Origin of the sequence: Chromohalobacter israelensis DSM 3043 (assembly GCF_000055785.1) — a bacterium.
Taxonomy (GTDB): domain Bacteria; phylum Pseudomonadota; class Gammaproteobacteria; order Pseudomonadales; family Halomonadaceae; genus Chromohalobacter; species Chromohalobacter israelensis.
In genome coordinates, this window is the sequence record NC_007963.1 from 2,504,503 (window position 1) to 2,520,061 (window position 15,559).

Annotated in this window: 13 protein-coding genes; 3 read left to right on the forward strand and 10 right to left on the reverse strand. The window is 64.8% G+C overall.

Annotated features, from left to right (window positions below; all coding sequences use genetic code 11):
- Position 1: 1 nt before the first annotated feature.
- From tldD to CSAL_RS11405, 7 genes are all read right to left on the reverse strand, one after another.
- Complete coding sequence (gene tldD, locus CSAL_RS11375) at positions 2 to 1,456, reverse strand: metalloprotease TldD (RefSeq protein ID WP_011507531.1); 1,455 nt, start codon at positions 1,454 to 1,456, stop codon at positions 2 to 4.
- Entirely contained in the window at positions 1,453 to 5,325 is a 3,873-nt protein-coding gene (locus CSAL_RS11380; protein WP_011507532.1) for a YhdP family protein, read from the reverse strand. The genes tldD and CSAL_RS11380 overlap by 4 nt, the downstream gene beginning before the upstream one ends.
- A 4-nt stretch (positions 5,326 to 5,329) precedes the next feature.
- Positions 5,330 to 6,793: a ribonuclease G gene (gene rng, locus CSAL_RS11385; RefSeq protein WP_011507533.1), complete on the reverse strand. Its 1,464-nt coding sequence runs from the start codon at positions 6,791 to 6,793 to the stop codon at positions 5,330 to 5,332.
- A 32-nt stretch (positions 6,794 to 6,825) separates the two neighbouring features.
- Positions 6,826 to 7,428: a Maf family protein gene (locus CSAL_RS11390; protein ID WP_011507534.1), complete on the reverse strand. Its 603-nt coding sequence runs from the start codon at positions 7,426 to 7,428 to the stop codon at positions 6,826 to 6,828.
- Positions 7,429 to 7,496: 68 nt separating this feature from the next.
- Positions 7,497 to 7,979, reverse strand: coding sequence for a rod shape-determining protein MreD (gene mreD, locus CSAL_RS11395; protein ID WP_043558435.1), 483 nt, complete (start codon positions 7,977 to 7,979; stop codon positions 7,497 to 7,499).
- A complete protein-coding gene (gene mreC / locus CSAL_RS11400; protein WP_011507536.1) occupies positions 7,976 to 8,929 on the reverse strand; it encodes a rod shape-determining protein MreC in 954 nt (317 codons plus the stop codon). The genes mreD and mreC overlap by 4 nt, the downstream gene beginning before the upstream one ends.
- Before the next feature lie 86 nt (positions 8,930 to 9,015).
- Positions 9,016 to 10,053, reverse strand: a complete 1,038-nt coding sequence (locus CSAL_RS11405; protein ID WP_011507537.1) for a rod shape-determining protein — start codon at positions 10,051 to 10,053, stop codon at positions 9,016 to 9,018.
- Positions 10,054 to 10,246: 193 nt separating this feature from the next.
- Between CSAL_RS11405 and gatC the strand changes: the two genes are divergently transcribed.
- The 3 genes from gatC to gatB are packed head-to-tail and all read left to right on the forward strand — an operon-like array spanning position 10,247 to position 13,485.
- On the forward strand, positions 10,247 to 10,534 hold the full coding sequence (gene gatC / locus CSAL_RS11410; protein ID WP_011507538.1) for an Asp-tRNA(Asn)/Glu-tRNA(Gln) amidotransferase subunit GatC: 288 nt from the start codon (positions 10,247 to 10,249) through the stop codon (positions 10,532 to 10,534).
- Between the two features lie 39 nt (positions 10,535 to 10,573).
- Entirely contained in the window at positions 10,574 to 12,034 is a 1,461-nt protein-coding gene (gene gatA / locus CSAL_RS11415) for an Asp-tRNA(Asn)/Glu-tRNA(Gln) amidotransferase subunit GatA (protein ID WP_011507539.1), read from the forward strand.
- On the forward strand, positions 12,034 to 13,485 hold the full coding sequence (gene gatB, locus CSAL_RS11420) for an Asp-tRNA(Asn)/Glu-tRNA(Gln) amidotransferase subunit GatB (protein ID WP_035412325.1): 1,452 nt from the start codon (positions 12,034 to 12,036) through the stop codon (positions 13,483 to 13,485). The genes gatA and gatB overlap by 1 nt, the downstream gene beginning before the upstream one ends.
- Before the next feature lie 202 nt (positions 13,486 to 13,687).
- Here gatB and CSAL_RS17250 read toward each other — a convergent pair whose 3' ends face one another.
- The 3 genes from CSAL_RS17250 to CSAL_RS11435 form a co-directional block, all read right to left on the reverse strand.
- Positions 13,688 to 14,689, reverse strand: a complete 1,002-nt coding sequence (locus CSAL_RS17250) for a DUF6708 domain-containing protein (protein WP_244846347.1) — start codon at positions 14,687 to 14,689, stop codon at positions 13,688 to 13,690.
- Positions 14,689 to 14,877, reverse strand: a complete 189-nt coding sequence (locus tag CSAL_RS11430) for a hypothetical protein (protein WP_011507542.1) — start codon at positions 14,875 to 14,877, stop codon at positions 14,689 to 14,691. Before CSAL_RS11430 ends, CSAL_RS17250 begins: the two co-directional genes overlap by 1 nt.
- A gap of 173 nt (positions 14,878 to 15,050) precedes the next feature.
- Entirely contained in the window at positions 15,051 to 15,479 is a 429-nt protein-coding gene (locus CSAL_RS11435) for a hypothetical protein (protein WP_011507543.1), read from the reverse strand.
- Positions 15,480 to 15,559: the final 80 nt, after the last annotated feature.

A 15,559-nucleotide genomic window follows, 5' to 3' on the forward strand; every position in this document is an offset into this window, starting at 1 on the left:
ATCAGGACTGCGTGCCGCCTACGGTCAGTTCATCGACCTTGAGTGTCGGTTGGCCCACGCCAACCGGCACACCCTGCCCTTCCTTGCCGCAGACCCCGATGCCGGTATCCAGCTCGAGGTCGTGGCCGATCATCGAAACCCGCTGCATCACCTCGGGGCCGTTGCCGATCAGCGTGGCGCCCTTGACCGGCGTGGTGATCTTGCCGTCCTCGATCAGATAGGCTTCGGAGGCGGAGAACACGAAACGCCCCGAGGTAATGTCCACCTGGCCACCTCCGAAGCTCACCGCGTAGATGCCCCGCTTGACGCTCTTGACGATGTCATCGGGGTCGTCCTGGCCGGCCAGCATGCAGGTATTGGTCATGCGCGGCATGGTGGCATGGGCATAGGATTCGCGACGCGCATTGCCGGTGGGCGCCATGCCCATCAAGCGCGCGTTGAGCTTGTCCTGCATGTATCCCTTCAGGATGCCGTCCTCGATCAGGGTGTTGCACTGCGTGGGTGTCCCCTCGTCATCGATGCTCAACGAACCGCGCCGGTCGGCCAAGGTGCCGTCGTCGACCACCGTGACGCCGGGGGATGCCACACGCTCGCCGATGCGCCCGGCGAACGCCGAACTGCCCTTGCGATTGAAGTCGCCCTCGAGACCGTGGCCCACCGCTTCGTGGAGCAGGATCCCCGGCCAGCCATTGCCCAGCACGACGGGCATCTGCCCGGCGGGGGCGTCGACCGCCTCCAGGTTGACCAGCGCCTGACGCACGGCTTCCTTGGCAAAGCGTTCGGCGACGTTGTCGTCGCGCAGGCGTGCCATCGAGTAGCGCCCCCCGCCGCCGGCGCTGCCTCGCTCGCGGCGGCCGTCGCGAACGGCGATGACGCTGACGTTGAAGCGCACCAGCGGCCGGATGTCGGCGGCCAGAGTGCCGTCGCTGGCGCGTACCAGCACCACTTCGTACTCGCCCGACAGCGACGCGCTGACCTGGGAGACGCACGGATCGGCGGCGCGTGCCACCCGATCCGCCGTCTTCAGCATGGCGATCTTGTCGGCGGCCGACAGTCCGGCCAGCGGATCGACATCGGCATAGCGCCGCGTCGGCATCGCAGCATGCACCGCCTGCGGCGACACTCGCTGCCCGCTACGCGCAATCCCGGCGGCGATACGGCCGGTATCGGCCAGCGCATCGGCACTGATCTGGTTCGAGTAGGCGAAGCCGGTCTTCTCTCCGGCCAGGGTACGTACCCCGACACCGCCGTCGATGTTGTAACCGGCGTCCTTGACTTCGCCATCCTCGAGTATCCAGCTTTCCTGCCAGGTACGTTGGAAATAGAGGTCGGCGTAATCGACGCCCGGGCCCATGGCGTGGCCCAGGCCGGTATCCAGCGCCGACAGGTCGAGACCGCCCGGCGCGAGGAGCAATGAGGTCGCCTGATTCAAGGCGCTATCGTTGAGTGCGTTCATCGGGCGCTTTCCAGTGTCAGTTGCGGCGACGACCAGGGGCCGTGCACGCGGTAATGAATCTGCGTTGCCTTGTCGAGCCAGCCACCGAACAGCTTGTGGGCGAGGTAGAGGCCCACGCCCACTTGCGGTGCGCCGGCGAGTACGGCTGCCAGCGGCAGGTTCTGGCTCACCGGCACGGTGATGCCCAGTCGCTGATCGAGTGTACGCTGCACGAGGTCGGCTTCGCCTTGCAAGGTGAAATGGGTGGCCGAGCCGTCGATTTCAACCGGGCCACGTGTGACAAGCTTACCATCGAACAAGGTCGCCTCGCCGGTCACGCTGTTGAAGGCGGTGCCCTCGCGGGTGATATCGGAGAAATCCAGCGTCAGGCGGCGAAAGATATTGTCCAGGTTGAGCAATCCCACCAGCTTGGCAGGTCCGGGGTCGATCTGACGGAAGCGACCGTTGGTCAAGGCCAGCGAGATACTGCCCTGAGAACGCTCCACGGCAAACTGCCAGGGGGCGCCGGGCCACGCCAGGCGTGCCCCGATGTCGACGCTTTCGCTATTGACCACTTCGGGCTGGCCCAGACGCACCAGCGCATCGCCCAGGTTGGCGCCCTCCAGCGACAGGCGCGCGCGGGTCAGGCTGTCGTCACGCCCCGCCGCTTCCCAGGTGAGTTCGCCGCTGGCCGTCACCCCGTTGACGACCAGCGATACCGGCTTGAGCGTCAGACGCTGTGCCGAGGCACGCCACTCGCCATCCAGCGGACCGAATGCCTGGCCTTGGCGGCGCAGTTCCCCGATATGCAGGCGTCCGTCCGGCCAACCAGCCATGCCGCCGGGAAATGCCGCCGGTTCCGGGGGCGTGGCGATCTCCTCGCTGAGGGTGACCGGACCGTCTTCGCCCTCTTCGGGAGACGGCCACAACGTGTCGAGATCGAGGCGCATCAGGTCGATGTCCACCGGTCGCTCGGCCTCCGGCCGCCACTGCGCCGTCCCGGCGGCGATGGGTCCGGAGAGAGCCAGTTGCCACCCTTCGCCCAGGGGAGTCGCGGCGGCCTGCAACGCGCCGCGACAGTCGCCATCGACGACGACGCAAGGCGTCGAGATGCTGACACGCTGCAAGGTGCTCGACGCCCCCCCTGCGCCGCCCGCCTCGCGGGGTTGGGCAGCCGACTTGGCAGCGACATCGGCCTCGAGACCCCGCTCGCGCAGCAGCGAGATCCACTGCTGCGGATCGAGCCGCGCGGGTTGCCAGTTCACGAACCAGCCCGCCTGACGAGGCCATTGCGGAGCCTGTGGCCAGTCCTCGAGCCATACCTGCCCCTGCAGCGCATCGCCCTGCGTCCGCCAGCGCGCACGTCCCCACGGGGGCAGCCGCACTTGACCACTGCCCGACGCGACATCCGAGGTCACCAGGAGAGAGCGCGTCTCACCGGCGGTCTTGCCGAAGGGCGCCGGCAGATGCAACGCCAGCCCGGCGAGATCACTGGTCACGCGCACACTGGCATTGTCCTCCTCGTCGAAGGTCACGCGTGCCCGATAGGGCATGCTGCCCTCGGCAAGCGCGGGCTGCGGCGCCAGCCCCGCCCATGCCAGCAGCCCCGCGGCACTGGCGCGGCCATCGAACGTGAAGCCCTCGCCCCCCATGTCCAGCTCGCCGTCCACGCGCCCGCCCAGGGCACGTGCCGAGACGTTACCGGTCAAGAGATCCTGATCGTTGCGGTGACGATAGCGCAGGTCGCCCGTGAGGTCTTCGAGCGGCAGGTGCAGCATGTCGAGATACAGCCGTGACGCTTCGATGCGCCCCTGAATATCCGCCTGCATGGTCTCGGGAATGGCCAGCGGAATGGTCAAGTCGAGATCGGCCTGAACACGGCCCTCGCTCTGCCAGCCGGCAAACGTCTCGCTGAGTTCTTCCAGTGGCGCGGCGGCCAGGTAGTCCAGCAGTGCCTGACTGCTCCCCGACACGTCTCCCCGAACGCCCAGCGTGTTGCCGACCATCAGGACACGGGCGTCGCGGGTTTCCAGCCCCATGCTGGTCGCGTGATCGACCTGCGCCACCAGGGACTGGTTGTCGATGTCCAGATGGCCGGCGACATTGTCGAGAGCGGGCCATTGCGGATCGTAGGGCAAATGCCCCTGCTCGATGTCCAGCTGCAATTGCAGGCGGTCGTCGGGATTGACGAACATCTGCCCTTCCGGCGCTTCGCGCTCGGTGAGCGTCTGCGACAGCGAGAGTCGGCCCTGGGTCACCCGGCCGCTCACGCGCGACAGCCAGTCGAGCAGTTCCTCGTCCATGGGTTCGGTGGGCAGCCATTCGAGCAGCGGCGTCTCGATGGCATCGGCATCGGCGAACTCGAGATCGAGATCGAGATGTCCGGGCGCGTCATCGGCACGCGGCACATGCACGGCAAAGGTGCCGCTGACCGGGGCGTCGCGCCACACGGCGCGCAGATCGTGGCCGGTGATATCGAAGGCATCGCCGTCGCGCCGCCAGTCGACGCGCCCGCTGGCACCGCCAATCGTCAATGGCTGCGTATAGACATCGGGAAAGACGAGTTGCATCCCCGAGGGGCCGCGAAAGCGCACACGCCCCGTCTCGCCATCGGCGGTGATCCAGGCCGCGAAGGGGCCGCCACCAGGGATGCCGTCCCAGGCCGAGACCTGCGCCCCGGTCAGCGCCGCGCGCGAATACCACTGCCCTTCGCGCCGGCCCAGCTCCAGGCCGGTGACCCGCCCCTGCGGAGCCATGCGATCCAGCATCCGTGCATGCTCGTCGGACAATGGCAACAGCGCCACCCAGGGCGCCAGCGCCTCGATCGTGAAGCCGCTGCTGCGCAACCACCAGCCATCGGTATCCAGGCGTGCCTGCAGGCGCTCGGGGAGTGGCGACATGTCGTTATCGTCGCGCGTCGCGGACAATCCATTGGCCCAGAGGTCCCACCCTCCGTCATCATCGCGCAAGGCCTGGGCACGCAGGCCGATATCGGTGAAGCTCAACGGCGGCCCGTCGCGCTGCGTGGCCTCGAGCCTGGGCAACGACAGACGCAGGCGCGCATCCTCCAGGCGCGCGTCGTGCCAGCGTGCCCAAAGCCGTGCATCCCCTTCCAGAGCGCTCAGCGTGTAGCGTTCGTTGGCGGTCAATACCCGGCCCAGCGCCAGCAATCCGTCGGCGTTGACATCCACCTGCAGCGCGGCATTGAAGGCTCCCAGACCTCGCTGACCAGGCAGCACGTCGAGCACGGCAGTGAGCGCCGCCGAGGGCTCGCCGGCGACATGCATGCGTCCCTCGAGATGGGCCCGCGAGTCGCCCCCCGCCATCAGCAGCCGTGGCGCGACGAGCGTGACGCTGTCGTTCTGGCCATGCAGTACCACCCGGGCGTCGTCGATCGTCACCCGCTGGCGCAGCAGGGCCCCGACCCAGCGATCGAGATCGGCGAGCCGAAAGCGCGACGATTGCACCTGCTCGGGCACCTCGGCGGACGGCCATCCCCAACCGCCGTCCTCGCGCTGATAGAGATGCACAGTGGCCCGCTCGACGTCGGCCCGGGCAAATACCGGATATCCGGCCCGCAGGGACGCCAGGGTATCGAGGCGCGCCTGGGCACTGTCGAGGCTCAGCAGCGGCGCCCCCTGTCGCGTCGCGGCGCGCAGGGTCACGCCCGACAGATTCAGCGCAGGATCCCAGCCATGCCATTCAGCCCCCAGCCGTTGCACCTCGGCATTGGCGCTGAAGCGGCTGGCCAGCAGGGATTCGAGCTCACCGCGAAACGCATCGGCTTGCGTGGTGACACCTCGTGCCGCCAGCAGTATCAGCGCGATACCCCCCAGCACGATGGCCATGATCGTGAGCGCCCAGCGCCAACATCCTCGCAACGCTGTCATGGGCTCACATCAGCACGATGTCGTACTGCTCCTGGGAATAATGGGCCTCGACCTGGAAACGAATCGTCTTGCCGATGAAGGACTCGAGATCCGCCACCGCCGTGGACTCCTCGTCGAGCAAGCGGTCGACGACCGCTTGAGACGCCAGCACCATGTAGGTTTCTGGGCTGTAGGCGCGCTCCTCGCGCAGGATTTCCCTGAAGATTTCGTAGCACACGGTTTCCGGCGTCTTGAGCGTTCCACGGCCTTGGCAGGTCAGGCAGGGCTCGCATAGGGTCTGCTCCAGGCTTTCACGGGTGCGCTTGCGCGTCACCTGCACCAGGCCGAGTTCGGTCACGCCGGTCAGCTTGTTCTTGGCGTGGTCCCGTTCCAGGGCCTTTTCGAGCACGCGCAATACCTGGCGCTGGTGCTCGGGGTCTTCCATGTCGATGAAATCGATGATGATGATGCCGCCGAGATTGCGCAGGCGCAGTTGCCGCGCGATCGCGGTGGCAGCCTCGAGGTTGGTCTTGAAGATGGTTTCCTCGAGATTGCGATGTCCCACGTAACCGCCAGTATTGACGTCGATGGTGGTCATCGCCTCGGTCTGATCGATCACCAGGTACCCGCCCGACTTGAGCTGCACCTTGCGGCCCAGGGCCTTCTGGATTTCGTCTTCGACGCTGTAGAGATCGAACAGCGGACGCTCGCCAGGATAGTACTCGATGCACGATTCGACATCGGGCATGAACTCCTTGGCGAACTCCTTCAGCTTGACATAATTTTCGCGCGAGTCGATACGCACGCGCTCGACTTCATCGCGCATCACGTCGCGCAGCGTACGAATGAACAACGGCAGGTCGTCGTAGAGCAAGGCAGGCGGCACCGCACTGTGCTGGCGCTCCTCGACCTTGCGCCACAGGCGCAGCAGGAAGTGCATGTCGGCGGTCAGTTCCTCCTGGCCGACTCCCTCCGCCGCGGTGCGAATGATCACGCCCCCCGGAGCGCCCTCGCGCATGTCCGCGTGGGCGGCCTCGATCAGCGTCTTGAGCCGCTCGCGCTCGTTCTCGTCTTCGATGCGCTGGGAAACGCCGGTGTGGGGCGAGTCGGGCATGTAGACCAGGTAGCGCGAGGGGACCGACAGATGCGTGGTCAGGCGTGCGCCCTTGGAACCGATCGGGTCCTTGGTGACCTGCACCACCAGAGGCTGCCCTTCCTGCAGCAAGTGCGTGATGGTGACATGCTCGTCGACGCTCGCATTGGGCGAGACGACCTCGTTGACATGGATGAAGGCCGCGCGCTCCAGGCCGATATCCACGAACGCGGCCTGCATGCCCGGCAGCACGCGCACCACCTTGCCCTTGTAGATGTTGCCCACGATGCCGCGCCGCCGACTGCGTTCGATGAAGGCTTCCTGCAGGACGCCGTTCTCGACCACGGCAACGCGCGTCTCCATCGGCGTCAAATTGATCAGTACCTCGCCGCTCATGCGTTGCCCCTAAACCCGGTTATCTGACGGCATTATGGCACAGCCGGGCGCTCGCCCCACAGCGAGACACCTTGGCGTGTCAGCAACTTGGCGGTCTCGAACAGCGGCAGACCGACCACGGCCGAATGACTGCCCTCGATGCGCTCGACGAAGATCGCCGCGAGCCCCTGAATGGCGTAGGCGCCCGCCTTGTCCACCGGCTCACCGCTGCGCCAGTACGCCTCGATCTCGTCCGGCTGGAGCTCGCGCAGCGTGACCCGCGTGACCACATGGGTCGACAGCATGCCTTGCGGCCCGGTCACGGCGATGCCCGTCACGACCTCATGGGTGGTCCCCGACAACGCCGAGAGCATGGCGATGGCGTCCTCTCGGTCACGCGGCTTGCCGAGAATGCGCCGGCCCACCACCACGGCGGTATCCGACCCCAGCGTCGGCAACGTGGTGCCCTCGGCCCCTACCTGTGCCTTGCGACGCGCCAGACGCTCCACGTAAGCGGCAGGCGCTTCGTCCTCGAGCGGCGTTTCATCGATATCGGCCGGCGCCACCTCGACGGCGACCCCGATGGAGGCCAGCAATTCACGACGCCGCGGCGAGGCCGACGCCAGACGCAGAGACGGTGTATCGGACGATGTCATGAAAACTCCCTACAAAAGCCCCAGCACGAACGGACGAACGACGGCGACGCATGACGCGAGTGCCCGGCTTACGTGATCCCCAGACGCCGACGCAGTACCTGCATCATGGTGAACAGCCACGGCCACAACGCACCGCCGATGAGCGCGGGCAGCAGGAACGCCAGATGAATCGATACCGGCCCGAAGATGGTGCGCAGCCACTGCTCGACGAGCTGGATCAACCCCAGCAGCACGAACAGCATCACCGCCTGCTGCCAGATCGAATAGGCGCGCAGGCGCTGATAGAGCAGCAGGCAGAGATAGGTCAGCAAGGAAAGCGTCAGCGCGTTCTGCCCCAGCGGAGTCCCCTCGATCAGATCCAGCAGGAGGCCGCATACGAAACCATGGAAGACGCCCACGCGCTGCGGCGCGGTCACGCACCAATAGGCCAGCGCCAGCCCCAGCCAGTTGGGACGCCACATCAGCCAGGCATCCGGCAGCGGCATGACCTGCAGGCAAAGGCTGATCACCAGCGTCAGCCAAATGGCGATCAGTCCCGGCAATCGCATCATGGTGTTGCCTCCTGGGCCCCGGCCCCGCCCGAGACGCCTTCCATCAGACGCAGCGCGGCCTCGAGATCGACCTCACTGTTCACGGCCGCCGACGAGGGCGGTGGAAACAGCAGCAGGAAATGACGCGAGCGCTCGGGCTGCGCTAGCGGCCGTGCCTCGACATCGGCGAACGAGTGCTGGCCATCCCGCTGCACACGCGTGACCTCGGCGACCGGATAGCCCTCGGGAAAGCGTCCGCCCAGGCCGGACGTGGTGAGCAGGTCGCCCTCTCGAATGTCCGCCGTCGCCGGCACATTGAGCACGCTAAGCGTATCGAGCTTGCCCGTGCCCTGCACGATGAAGCGGCGCCCGGTACGATTGATCTGCACCGGGACGGCATGATTGGCATCGGCGATCATCAAGACCCGGCTGGTATAGGCGGACACGGCGACGACCTGGCCGATCAGCCCGGAAGCGTCCATGACCGGCTGTCCGACGTAGACGCCGTCACGACGTCCGCGCCCGATCACCATCTGCTGGGTGAAGGGGTCGGAATCCAGTGACAAGAGCTCGGCGGTGATATAGGGGACGTCTTCGCGAGGCGCGGCATTGAGCAGTTCACGCAGACGAACGTTCTCCGCGGTGAGATTCGCCATGCGCTGCACACGATGCGACAGCGTCAGCAACTGCTGGCGCAGGCGCTGGTTCTCTTCCACCAGGGCGCGCTGGTCGGAAAACACCAGCGCGGCCCAGGCGAGCCCCTCGCTGGGCAGGCTGACCGCCCACTGCACCGGCGCGACCACCGTGGTCAATTGAGCCCGCACGTCCTCCATGAAGGACAAGCGGTGCTCCGCGAACATCAAGGTGAAGGCAAGCACCGCACACAGCAACATCCGATAACTGGGCACGGGGCCGTGCGAAAACAGAGGTTTGATAGGCCTTCCCTCCGCGGAAAGCGTGCGCGACGACACGACGCGGACACGCCCCGCCGCCCGTCGCCCCGCTTGGCGGCATCTGGGTGGCGGATCGGCACGCGCCCGTCGGGCACCTTAACGCGTCAATCGCTGGACAGCAGCTCGAAGGTCCGCTGGTCGATCATTTCCAGCGCCTTGCCGCCACCGCGCGCCACGCACGTCAACGAGTCTTCGGCGACGATCACCGGCAGACCGGTTTCCTCGGCGATCAACTTGTCGATATCGCGCAACAGGGCACCGCCACCGGTCAGCACCAGGCCGCGCTCGGCAATGTCCGACGCCAGCTCGGGAGGCGATTGTTCCAGCGCGCTCTTCACCGCCGCGACGATGGACGACAGCGGATCCTGCAGGGCATCGAGGATTTCGTGAGAATTGAGCGTGAAGCTGCGCGGGATGCCTTCCGCCAGGTTGCGGCCGCGCACGTCGATTTCGCGCAGCTCGCCGCCGGGATAGGCGCAGCCGATCTCTTCCTTGATGCGCTCGGCCGTCGCTTCGCCGATGAGGCTGCCGTAATGACGGCGCACGTACGCGGTAATGGCTTCATCGAAACGGTCGCCACCGACGCGGATCGACTCGGAATACACCACGCCGTTGAGCGAGATGATCGCGATCTCGGTGGTGCCGCCGCCGACGTCGACGACCATCGACCCCGTGGCTTCCTCGACCGGCAGCCCGGCGCCGATGGCAGCGGCCATGGGCTCCTCGATGAGGAAGACCTCACGCGCCCCGGCACCTTCCGCCGACTCCTTGATCGCGCGGCGCTCGACCTGGGTCGACATGCACGGCACGCAAATCAGCACGCGCGGGCTCGGCGTCAGGAAGGTACTTTGATGTACCTTGCGAATGAAGTGCTGCAGCATCTGCTCGGTGACGGTGAAGTCGGCGATGACGCCGTCCTTCATGGGACGAATCGCCGTGATGTTGCCAGGGGTACGGCCCAGCATTCGCTTGGCGTCGATACCCACGGACGCGACACTGCGCATATTGCCGGACTGGCGGATCGCCACGACCGACGGCTCGTCGAGCACGATACCGCGACCGCGCACGTAAATCAGTGTGTTGGCCGTTCCCAGATCGATCGAGAGATCGCTCGAGAAAAGCCCCCGTAAACGTTTAAACATGGAAGTCTTTCACCTAGTCCAGACCGGAACCCTGTGCGGACGCAAACGGTATCATCGCGGGGGTGGCGCGGCAAGCAAAGGCCTGTCAGCGCGCGCCAGATATGGTAAATTCCCGGGTTATTCCCGGCGTCAGCCCTTTCATTTACGCGGCGACCGAACGCCGCCGCGCGGTATTCATAAAAAGGCAATCCCTATGGCGATCGAACATGCAGACGTGCTCCGTGCCGCCCATCTGGCCCGTGTTGGCCTCGGCGAGGACGAAGCGACCGGCTATGTCGACGACTTGAGCCGCATCCTGGAAATGGTAGATCAACTCCAGGCCGTCGACACCCAGGGCATCGCGCCCTTGGCACACCCTTTGGATGCCACGCAGCGCCTGCGGCCCGACGAAGTGACCGAACACAACCAGCGTGAGCGCTTCCAGGCCTGCGCCCCCGTCACCGAGGGCGGTCTCTACCTCGTCCCGCGCGTCGTCGAATGAGCCGTCTGTCAGGACCCGACACAGGAGTCACCTTCTTCCATGCATGACAAGACCCTTACGGAGCTTGCCGCCGGCCTGCGCGCGGGCGAGTTCTCGAGCCGTGAGCTCTGCCAGTCGGCGCTCGATCGCATCCAGCGCCTCGACGGCGACCTCAACAGCTTCATCAGCGTGACCGCCGAACAGGCCCTGGCCGACGCCGACGCCGCCGACCAGGCTCGCGCATCGGGCGATGCCGCCGCCCTTGCCGGCCTGCCCCTGGCGCTCAAGGACATCTTCTGCACCCAGGGCGTACGCACCAGTTGCGGCTCGAAGATGCTCGACAGCTTCGTCGCGCCCTATGACGCCACGGTCGTCGAGAAGATCCGCCAGGCGGGTGGTGTCAGCCTCGGCAAGACCAACATGGACGAGTTCGCCATGGGCTCGTCGAACGAAAACAGCTTCTATGGCCCGGTCAAGAACCCCTGGGACTTGAGCGCCGTGCCCGGCGGCTCCTCGGGCGGTAGCGCCGCCGCCGTGGCGGCGGGCCTGGTACCGGCAGCGCTCGGCACCGATACCGGCGGTTCGATTCGTCAGCCGGCCGCCTTTTGCGGCATAACCGGCCTGAAACCCACCTACGGGCGCGTGTCGCGCTACGGCATGGTGGCCTACGCATCGAGCCTCGACCAGGGCGGCCCCATGGCACGCACCGCCGCCGACTGTGCCCTGCTGCTCGAAACCATCGCCGGCCACGACGTGCGCGATTCCACCAGCGTGGCACGCGTGGTGCCCGACTACTCCGCCGAGCTCGACACCTCGCTGGCCGGCCTCAAGATCGGGCTGCCCAAGGAATATTTCGGCGACGGACTCGACCCCGAGGTCGAAACCGCCGTGCGTGAAGCGATCAAGGTCTACGAGTCGCTCGGTGCCAAGGTCTGCGAAGTCAGCCTGCCGCACACGCACCTGGCGATTCCTGCCTACTACGTCATTGCACCGGCGGAGGCATCGTCCAACCTGTCGCGTTATGACGGCGTGCGCTTCGGCCACCGCTGCGAGGATCCGACCGACCTCGAGGACCTCTACAAGCGCACGCGGGCCGAAGGCTTCGGCGAAGAGGTCAAGCGGCGCATCCTGATCGGCACGCACACGCTTTCCGAAGGGTTCTTCGACGCTTACTACCTCAAGGCACAGCAAGTGCGCCGCCTGATCCGCCAGGACTTTCTCGACGCCTTCGACGAAGTCGACGTGCTCATGGGGCCGACCGCCCCCACGCCGGCCTTCGACCTCGGCGCGCAGAAAGATCCGGTCTCGATGTACCTGCAGGATATCTACACCATCGCCGTCAACCTGGCCGGCATTCCGGGCATCAGCGTTCCGGCCGGCTTTGCCGGTAACCGCCCCGTAGGCCTCCAGGTGCTGGCTCCGCACTTCGCCGAGGCCCAGCTGCTCGGCGTGGCGCATCAATTCCAGCAGGCCACCGACTGGCACCTCAAGCGTCCGGCATTCGGCAAGGAGATGGCATGATGCAGTGGGAAACCGTGATCGGGCTCGAGGTCCACGTTCAGCTCGCCACCCAGTCCAAGATCTTCTCCGGAGCGTCCACCGCCTTCGGCGCCGAGCCCAACACCCAGGCGTGCGCTGTCGACCTCGGCATGCCCGGCGTGCTGCCGGTGCTCAATGAAAACGCCGTGGCGATGGCGGTGAAATTCGGTCTCGCCGTCGACGCCGAGATCCCCGAGACCTCGCTGTTCGAGCGCAAGAACTACTTCTACCCGGATTTGCCCAAGGGATATCAGACGAGCCAGATGGCGCAGCCCATCGTCGGCCCCGGCAAGGTCGAGATCACCCTCGACGACGGTTCGACGCGCAGCGTCCGCATTCATCACGCTCATCTCGAGGAAGATGCCGGCAAGTCGCTGCATGAGGACTATCACGGCATGACCGGCATCGATCTCAATCGTGCCGGCACGCCGCTGCTGGAGATCGTCTCCGAGCCCGACATGCGCTCGGCCAAGGAAGCGGTCGCCTACATCAAGGCGCTGCACGCCATCGTCACCTATCTCGGTATCTCCGACGGCAACATGGCCGAAGGCTCGATGCGCTGCGACGTCAACGTCTCGGTACGTCCCAAGGGGCAGGCCGCTTTCGGCACCCGCGCCGAGATCAAGAACGTCAACTCGTTTCGCTTCGTCGAGAAAGCCATCGCCTTCGAGGTCGAGCGCCAGATCGAACTCATCGAAGATGGCGGTCAGGTCGTGCAGGAAACTCGACTGTTCGACCCGGAACGCGACGAGACGCGCGGCATGCGCACCAAGGAAGAAGCCAACGACTACCGTTACTTCCCCTGCCCCGACCTGCTTCCGGTGACGCTCGACGGTGCCTATGTCGATCACCAGCGCGCGCTCATGCCCGAACTGCCCAGCGAAAAGCGCCACCGCTTCGAAAACCAGCTGGGCTTGTCCGCCTATGACGCCGGCGTGCTGGCCTCGAGCCGTGCCATGGCCGAGTACTTCGAAGCCGTCAAGGATGTCTGCGGCGACGCCAAGCAGGCCGCCAACTGGGTGCAAGGCGAACTCTCGGCCAACCTCAACCGCGAAAACCTGGAGATCGGCGATAGTCCGGTCACGGCCGAGCAACTCGGCGGCCTCATCCAGCGCGTCATGGACGACACCATCAGCGGCAAGGCCGCCAAGCAGGTCTTCCAGGCGCTGTGGGACGGCGAGGCGGACAGTGCCGATGCCATCATCGAGGCCCGCGGACTCAAGCAGGTCACCGACACCGGCGCCATCGAAGGCATGATCGACCAGGTCATCGCCGACAGCCCGGTTCAGGTCGCCCAGTACCGCGAAGCCGACGAGGCCAAGCGCGGCAAGATGATCGGCTACTTCGTCGGCCAGGTCATGAAAGCCTCGCGCGGCACCGCCAACCCGCAACAGGTCAACAGCCTCCTCAAGCAAAAGCTGGATCAGGCTTGAGCCAACGCTGACTCGCCGGGTCAGCACCAGCGAAAAAGCCCATGGCCAGTGCCATGGGCTTTTTATTGCGAAACCTTATCGGGCTCGGTATCAATTGGTGCGTCTGCAGCGCCCACCTGATTTTGTACACCCTACGCGGCTAATGCCGGGTGCGCTCGGCGCTGCCAGCAGGGGCTCCAAACAGAAAGCGCATCGACTCCCCTCACACCGGCTCGGAGGCCGTGCTTTCCCGACGCAGCTGACGCGGCCAGTACACCGGCCAGCACAGCAGCAAAGAACACCAGTGCGCCACCGCGTGAAGCAGCATGACCGGCGAGGCGATCAGCACCAGCGCGATCATGCGCGGGCTCCAGGGCGCGGCCGCCCACTTGTTCTCCAGAAAACTCCAGGGGGCCAGCAGCGAGCGCCACGGCCAGGGGAAGCTGGGAATGCACTTGGGTTTGGGGATGCTTTCCGGCCCCTCCTCCATGTAGCGGCGGATGTACTCCCACAGCGCATAGAGTTCGTGATCGCTGCGCAACGGCGCCCCGAGAAAGACCACGTCGTGATGCTCGGCACCGGTGCGCTGCTTGAAGAAGAACAGCATCAGGATTTCGCGCTTGCGCTTCTTGGTCACCACCTGATCGTCGGGATCGGCCGAGGCCACCACGTCGTCCCAGTCATAGACCTGATTGCCACCGGCGAAATTGGGGCGATTGATGTAGATCTTGCGCGTCTTGCGATTGAAACGAACCACGATATGACGCTGGACCAGACACTCCATACGAAATATCCAGAAGAGATAGATAAATGCAGCCAGCATCACAAACCAAATACCCCACATAAAAACCGCTGCCAAATAGTCTAAAAGCTCGGCACTTTCTCCGGTTGTAGGCCAAACGCCATAAAAAAAAACATCTAGCAATGGTATAAGGAAGCTAAAAGGAAAACCAAAGACCCCTAAGAGTAATGGTGAAAGTCCAAGGGTGACCCCTCCCCTCCACTCATCGAAGAAAGTCCTGACATCCATATAGGTGTCATTCATCTTGTAGATAGAGCGTGCATCGGATGGCGCGTCGCTGACCTTTTCCTCCTGCATCCCACGGTATTGCTTGCCGTATTTCTCGGTCGCCTTCTCGAACTGCTTCATATCACCCTCGAAGCCGGTGATATCCTCCTTGCTCGCCGTCAGGGTGCGGCGCATCAGCCACTCAACGAAATACATCAGGTCACGTCCTGTAACGCCTGGTGGAAGGCGCCGACTTCTTCCGCATAGTCGGCGTAATGATCGGGCTCGCTCTCGGTGGTAAAGACACAGCGCTGGCACCACGCCTCAAGCGCATCGTCGCCGAAAACCCAGAACCCGATCGTCAGAATGATACCGGCCCAGGAGACCGCGGCAAAGCCGGCCATCAATACGCCGCGTATCGCGGCAGAAGCCAATGTTAATGAACCAAAGCATCACTCGCGCTGCGATCAAACTTCTTTACGCGGTCGACAAAACTCGATTTTCTAAGCATTTTCTGCCCTCACACAAAAGCCCATGACCAAGGCCATGGGCTTTACATGTTGGTGACACCGATATACTAAGCTACCTCAGAGCGCACCCGTTGCCGCAAGGCCAGCGCGCACCGCTCGCGATCCTCCTTGGCCAGGCTCTTGAGTGGGATCTTGAGCTTGCCTTCACCGGGACTGTCTTTGCGGTAGTAAAGAATGCACTCGCGTGAGGTCGCTTCGACACGCGCTATCTGGTCGAGCGCAACGGTCGTGCGCGGACGGATCATCGCCAGCTTGACCGAGACATGCTCCTCCTTGAGCCGAACCACCGGATTGAACTGGAACCAGAGCCCAGCCACGATCAGGGCGCAAGCAATGAGGATGGGCGCCCCCGGAAAAACCGGCGAACTGGGAATTGCCAGCAGCGACGCGAGCAATAATCCACCCCCGCCGCAAAGCGCGATAAGCGAGGAGATCTTGGCGTAAAAAGCCTGATCTGAATTCTCTTGGACCGGCATAGAAACTCATCCCTTTAGCGTCAAACAGAACAGTGTCAGCTTATGGTTCATCGTCACACATCAGCACCGAAACCAAAGGG

What these genes read in the sequence shown, in the direction of transcription:
- CSAL_RS11430 (WP_011507542.1), bottom strand. Translation starts at nt 14,877, where the DNA reads ATGGCCGGCTTTGCCGCGGTCTCCTGGGCCGGTATCATTCTGACGATC.
- CSAL_RS11405 (WP_011507537.1), bottom strand. Translation starts at nt 10,053, where the DNA reads ATGTTTAAACGTTTACGGGGGCTTTTCTCGAGCGATCTCTCGATCGAT.
- CSAL_RS11380 (WP_011507532.1), bottom strand. Translation starts at nt 5,325, where the DNA reads ATGACAGCGTTGCGAGGATGTTGGCGCTGGGCGCTCACGATCATGGCC.
- gatA (WP_011507539.1), top strand. Translation starts at nt 10,574, where the DNA reads ATGCATGACAAGACCCTTACGGAGCTTGCCGCCGGCCTGCGCGCGGGC.
- tldD (WP_011507531.1), bottom strand. Translation starts at nt 1,456, where the DNA reads ATGAACGCACTCAACGATAGCGCCTTGAATCAGGCGACCTCATTGCTC.
- CSAL_RS11435 (WP_011507543.1), bottom strand. Translation starts at nt 15,479, where the DNA reads ATGCCGGTCCAAGAGAATTCAGATCAGGCTTTTTACGCCAAGATCTCC.
- CSAL_RS17250 (WP_244846347.1), bottom strand. Translation starts at nt 14,689, where the DNA reads ATGTATTTCGTTGAGTGGCTGATGCGCCGCACCCTGACGGCGAGCAAG.
- gatC (WP_011507538.1), top strand. Translation starts at nt 10,247, where the DNA reads ATGGCGATCGAACATGCAGACGTGCTCCGTGCCGCCCATCTGGCCCGT.
- rng (WP_011507533.1), bottom strand. Translation starts at nt 6,793, where the DNA reads ATGAGCGGCGAGGTACTGATCAATTTGACGCCGATGGAGACGCGCGTT.
- mreD (WP_043558435.1), bottom strand. Translation starts at nt 7,979, where the DNA reads ATGATGCGATTGCCGGGACTGATCGCCATTTGGCTGACGCTGGTGATC.
- CSAL_RS11390 (WP_011507534.1), bottom strand. Translation starts at nt 7,428, where the DNA reads ATGACATCGTCCGATACACCGTCTCTGCGTCTGGCGTCGGCCTCGCCG.
- gatB (WP_035412325.1), top strand. Translation starts at nt 12,034, where the DNA reads ATGCAGTGGGAAACCGTGATCGGGCTCGAGGTCCACGTTCAGCTCGCC.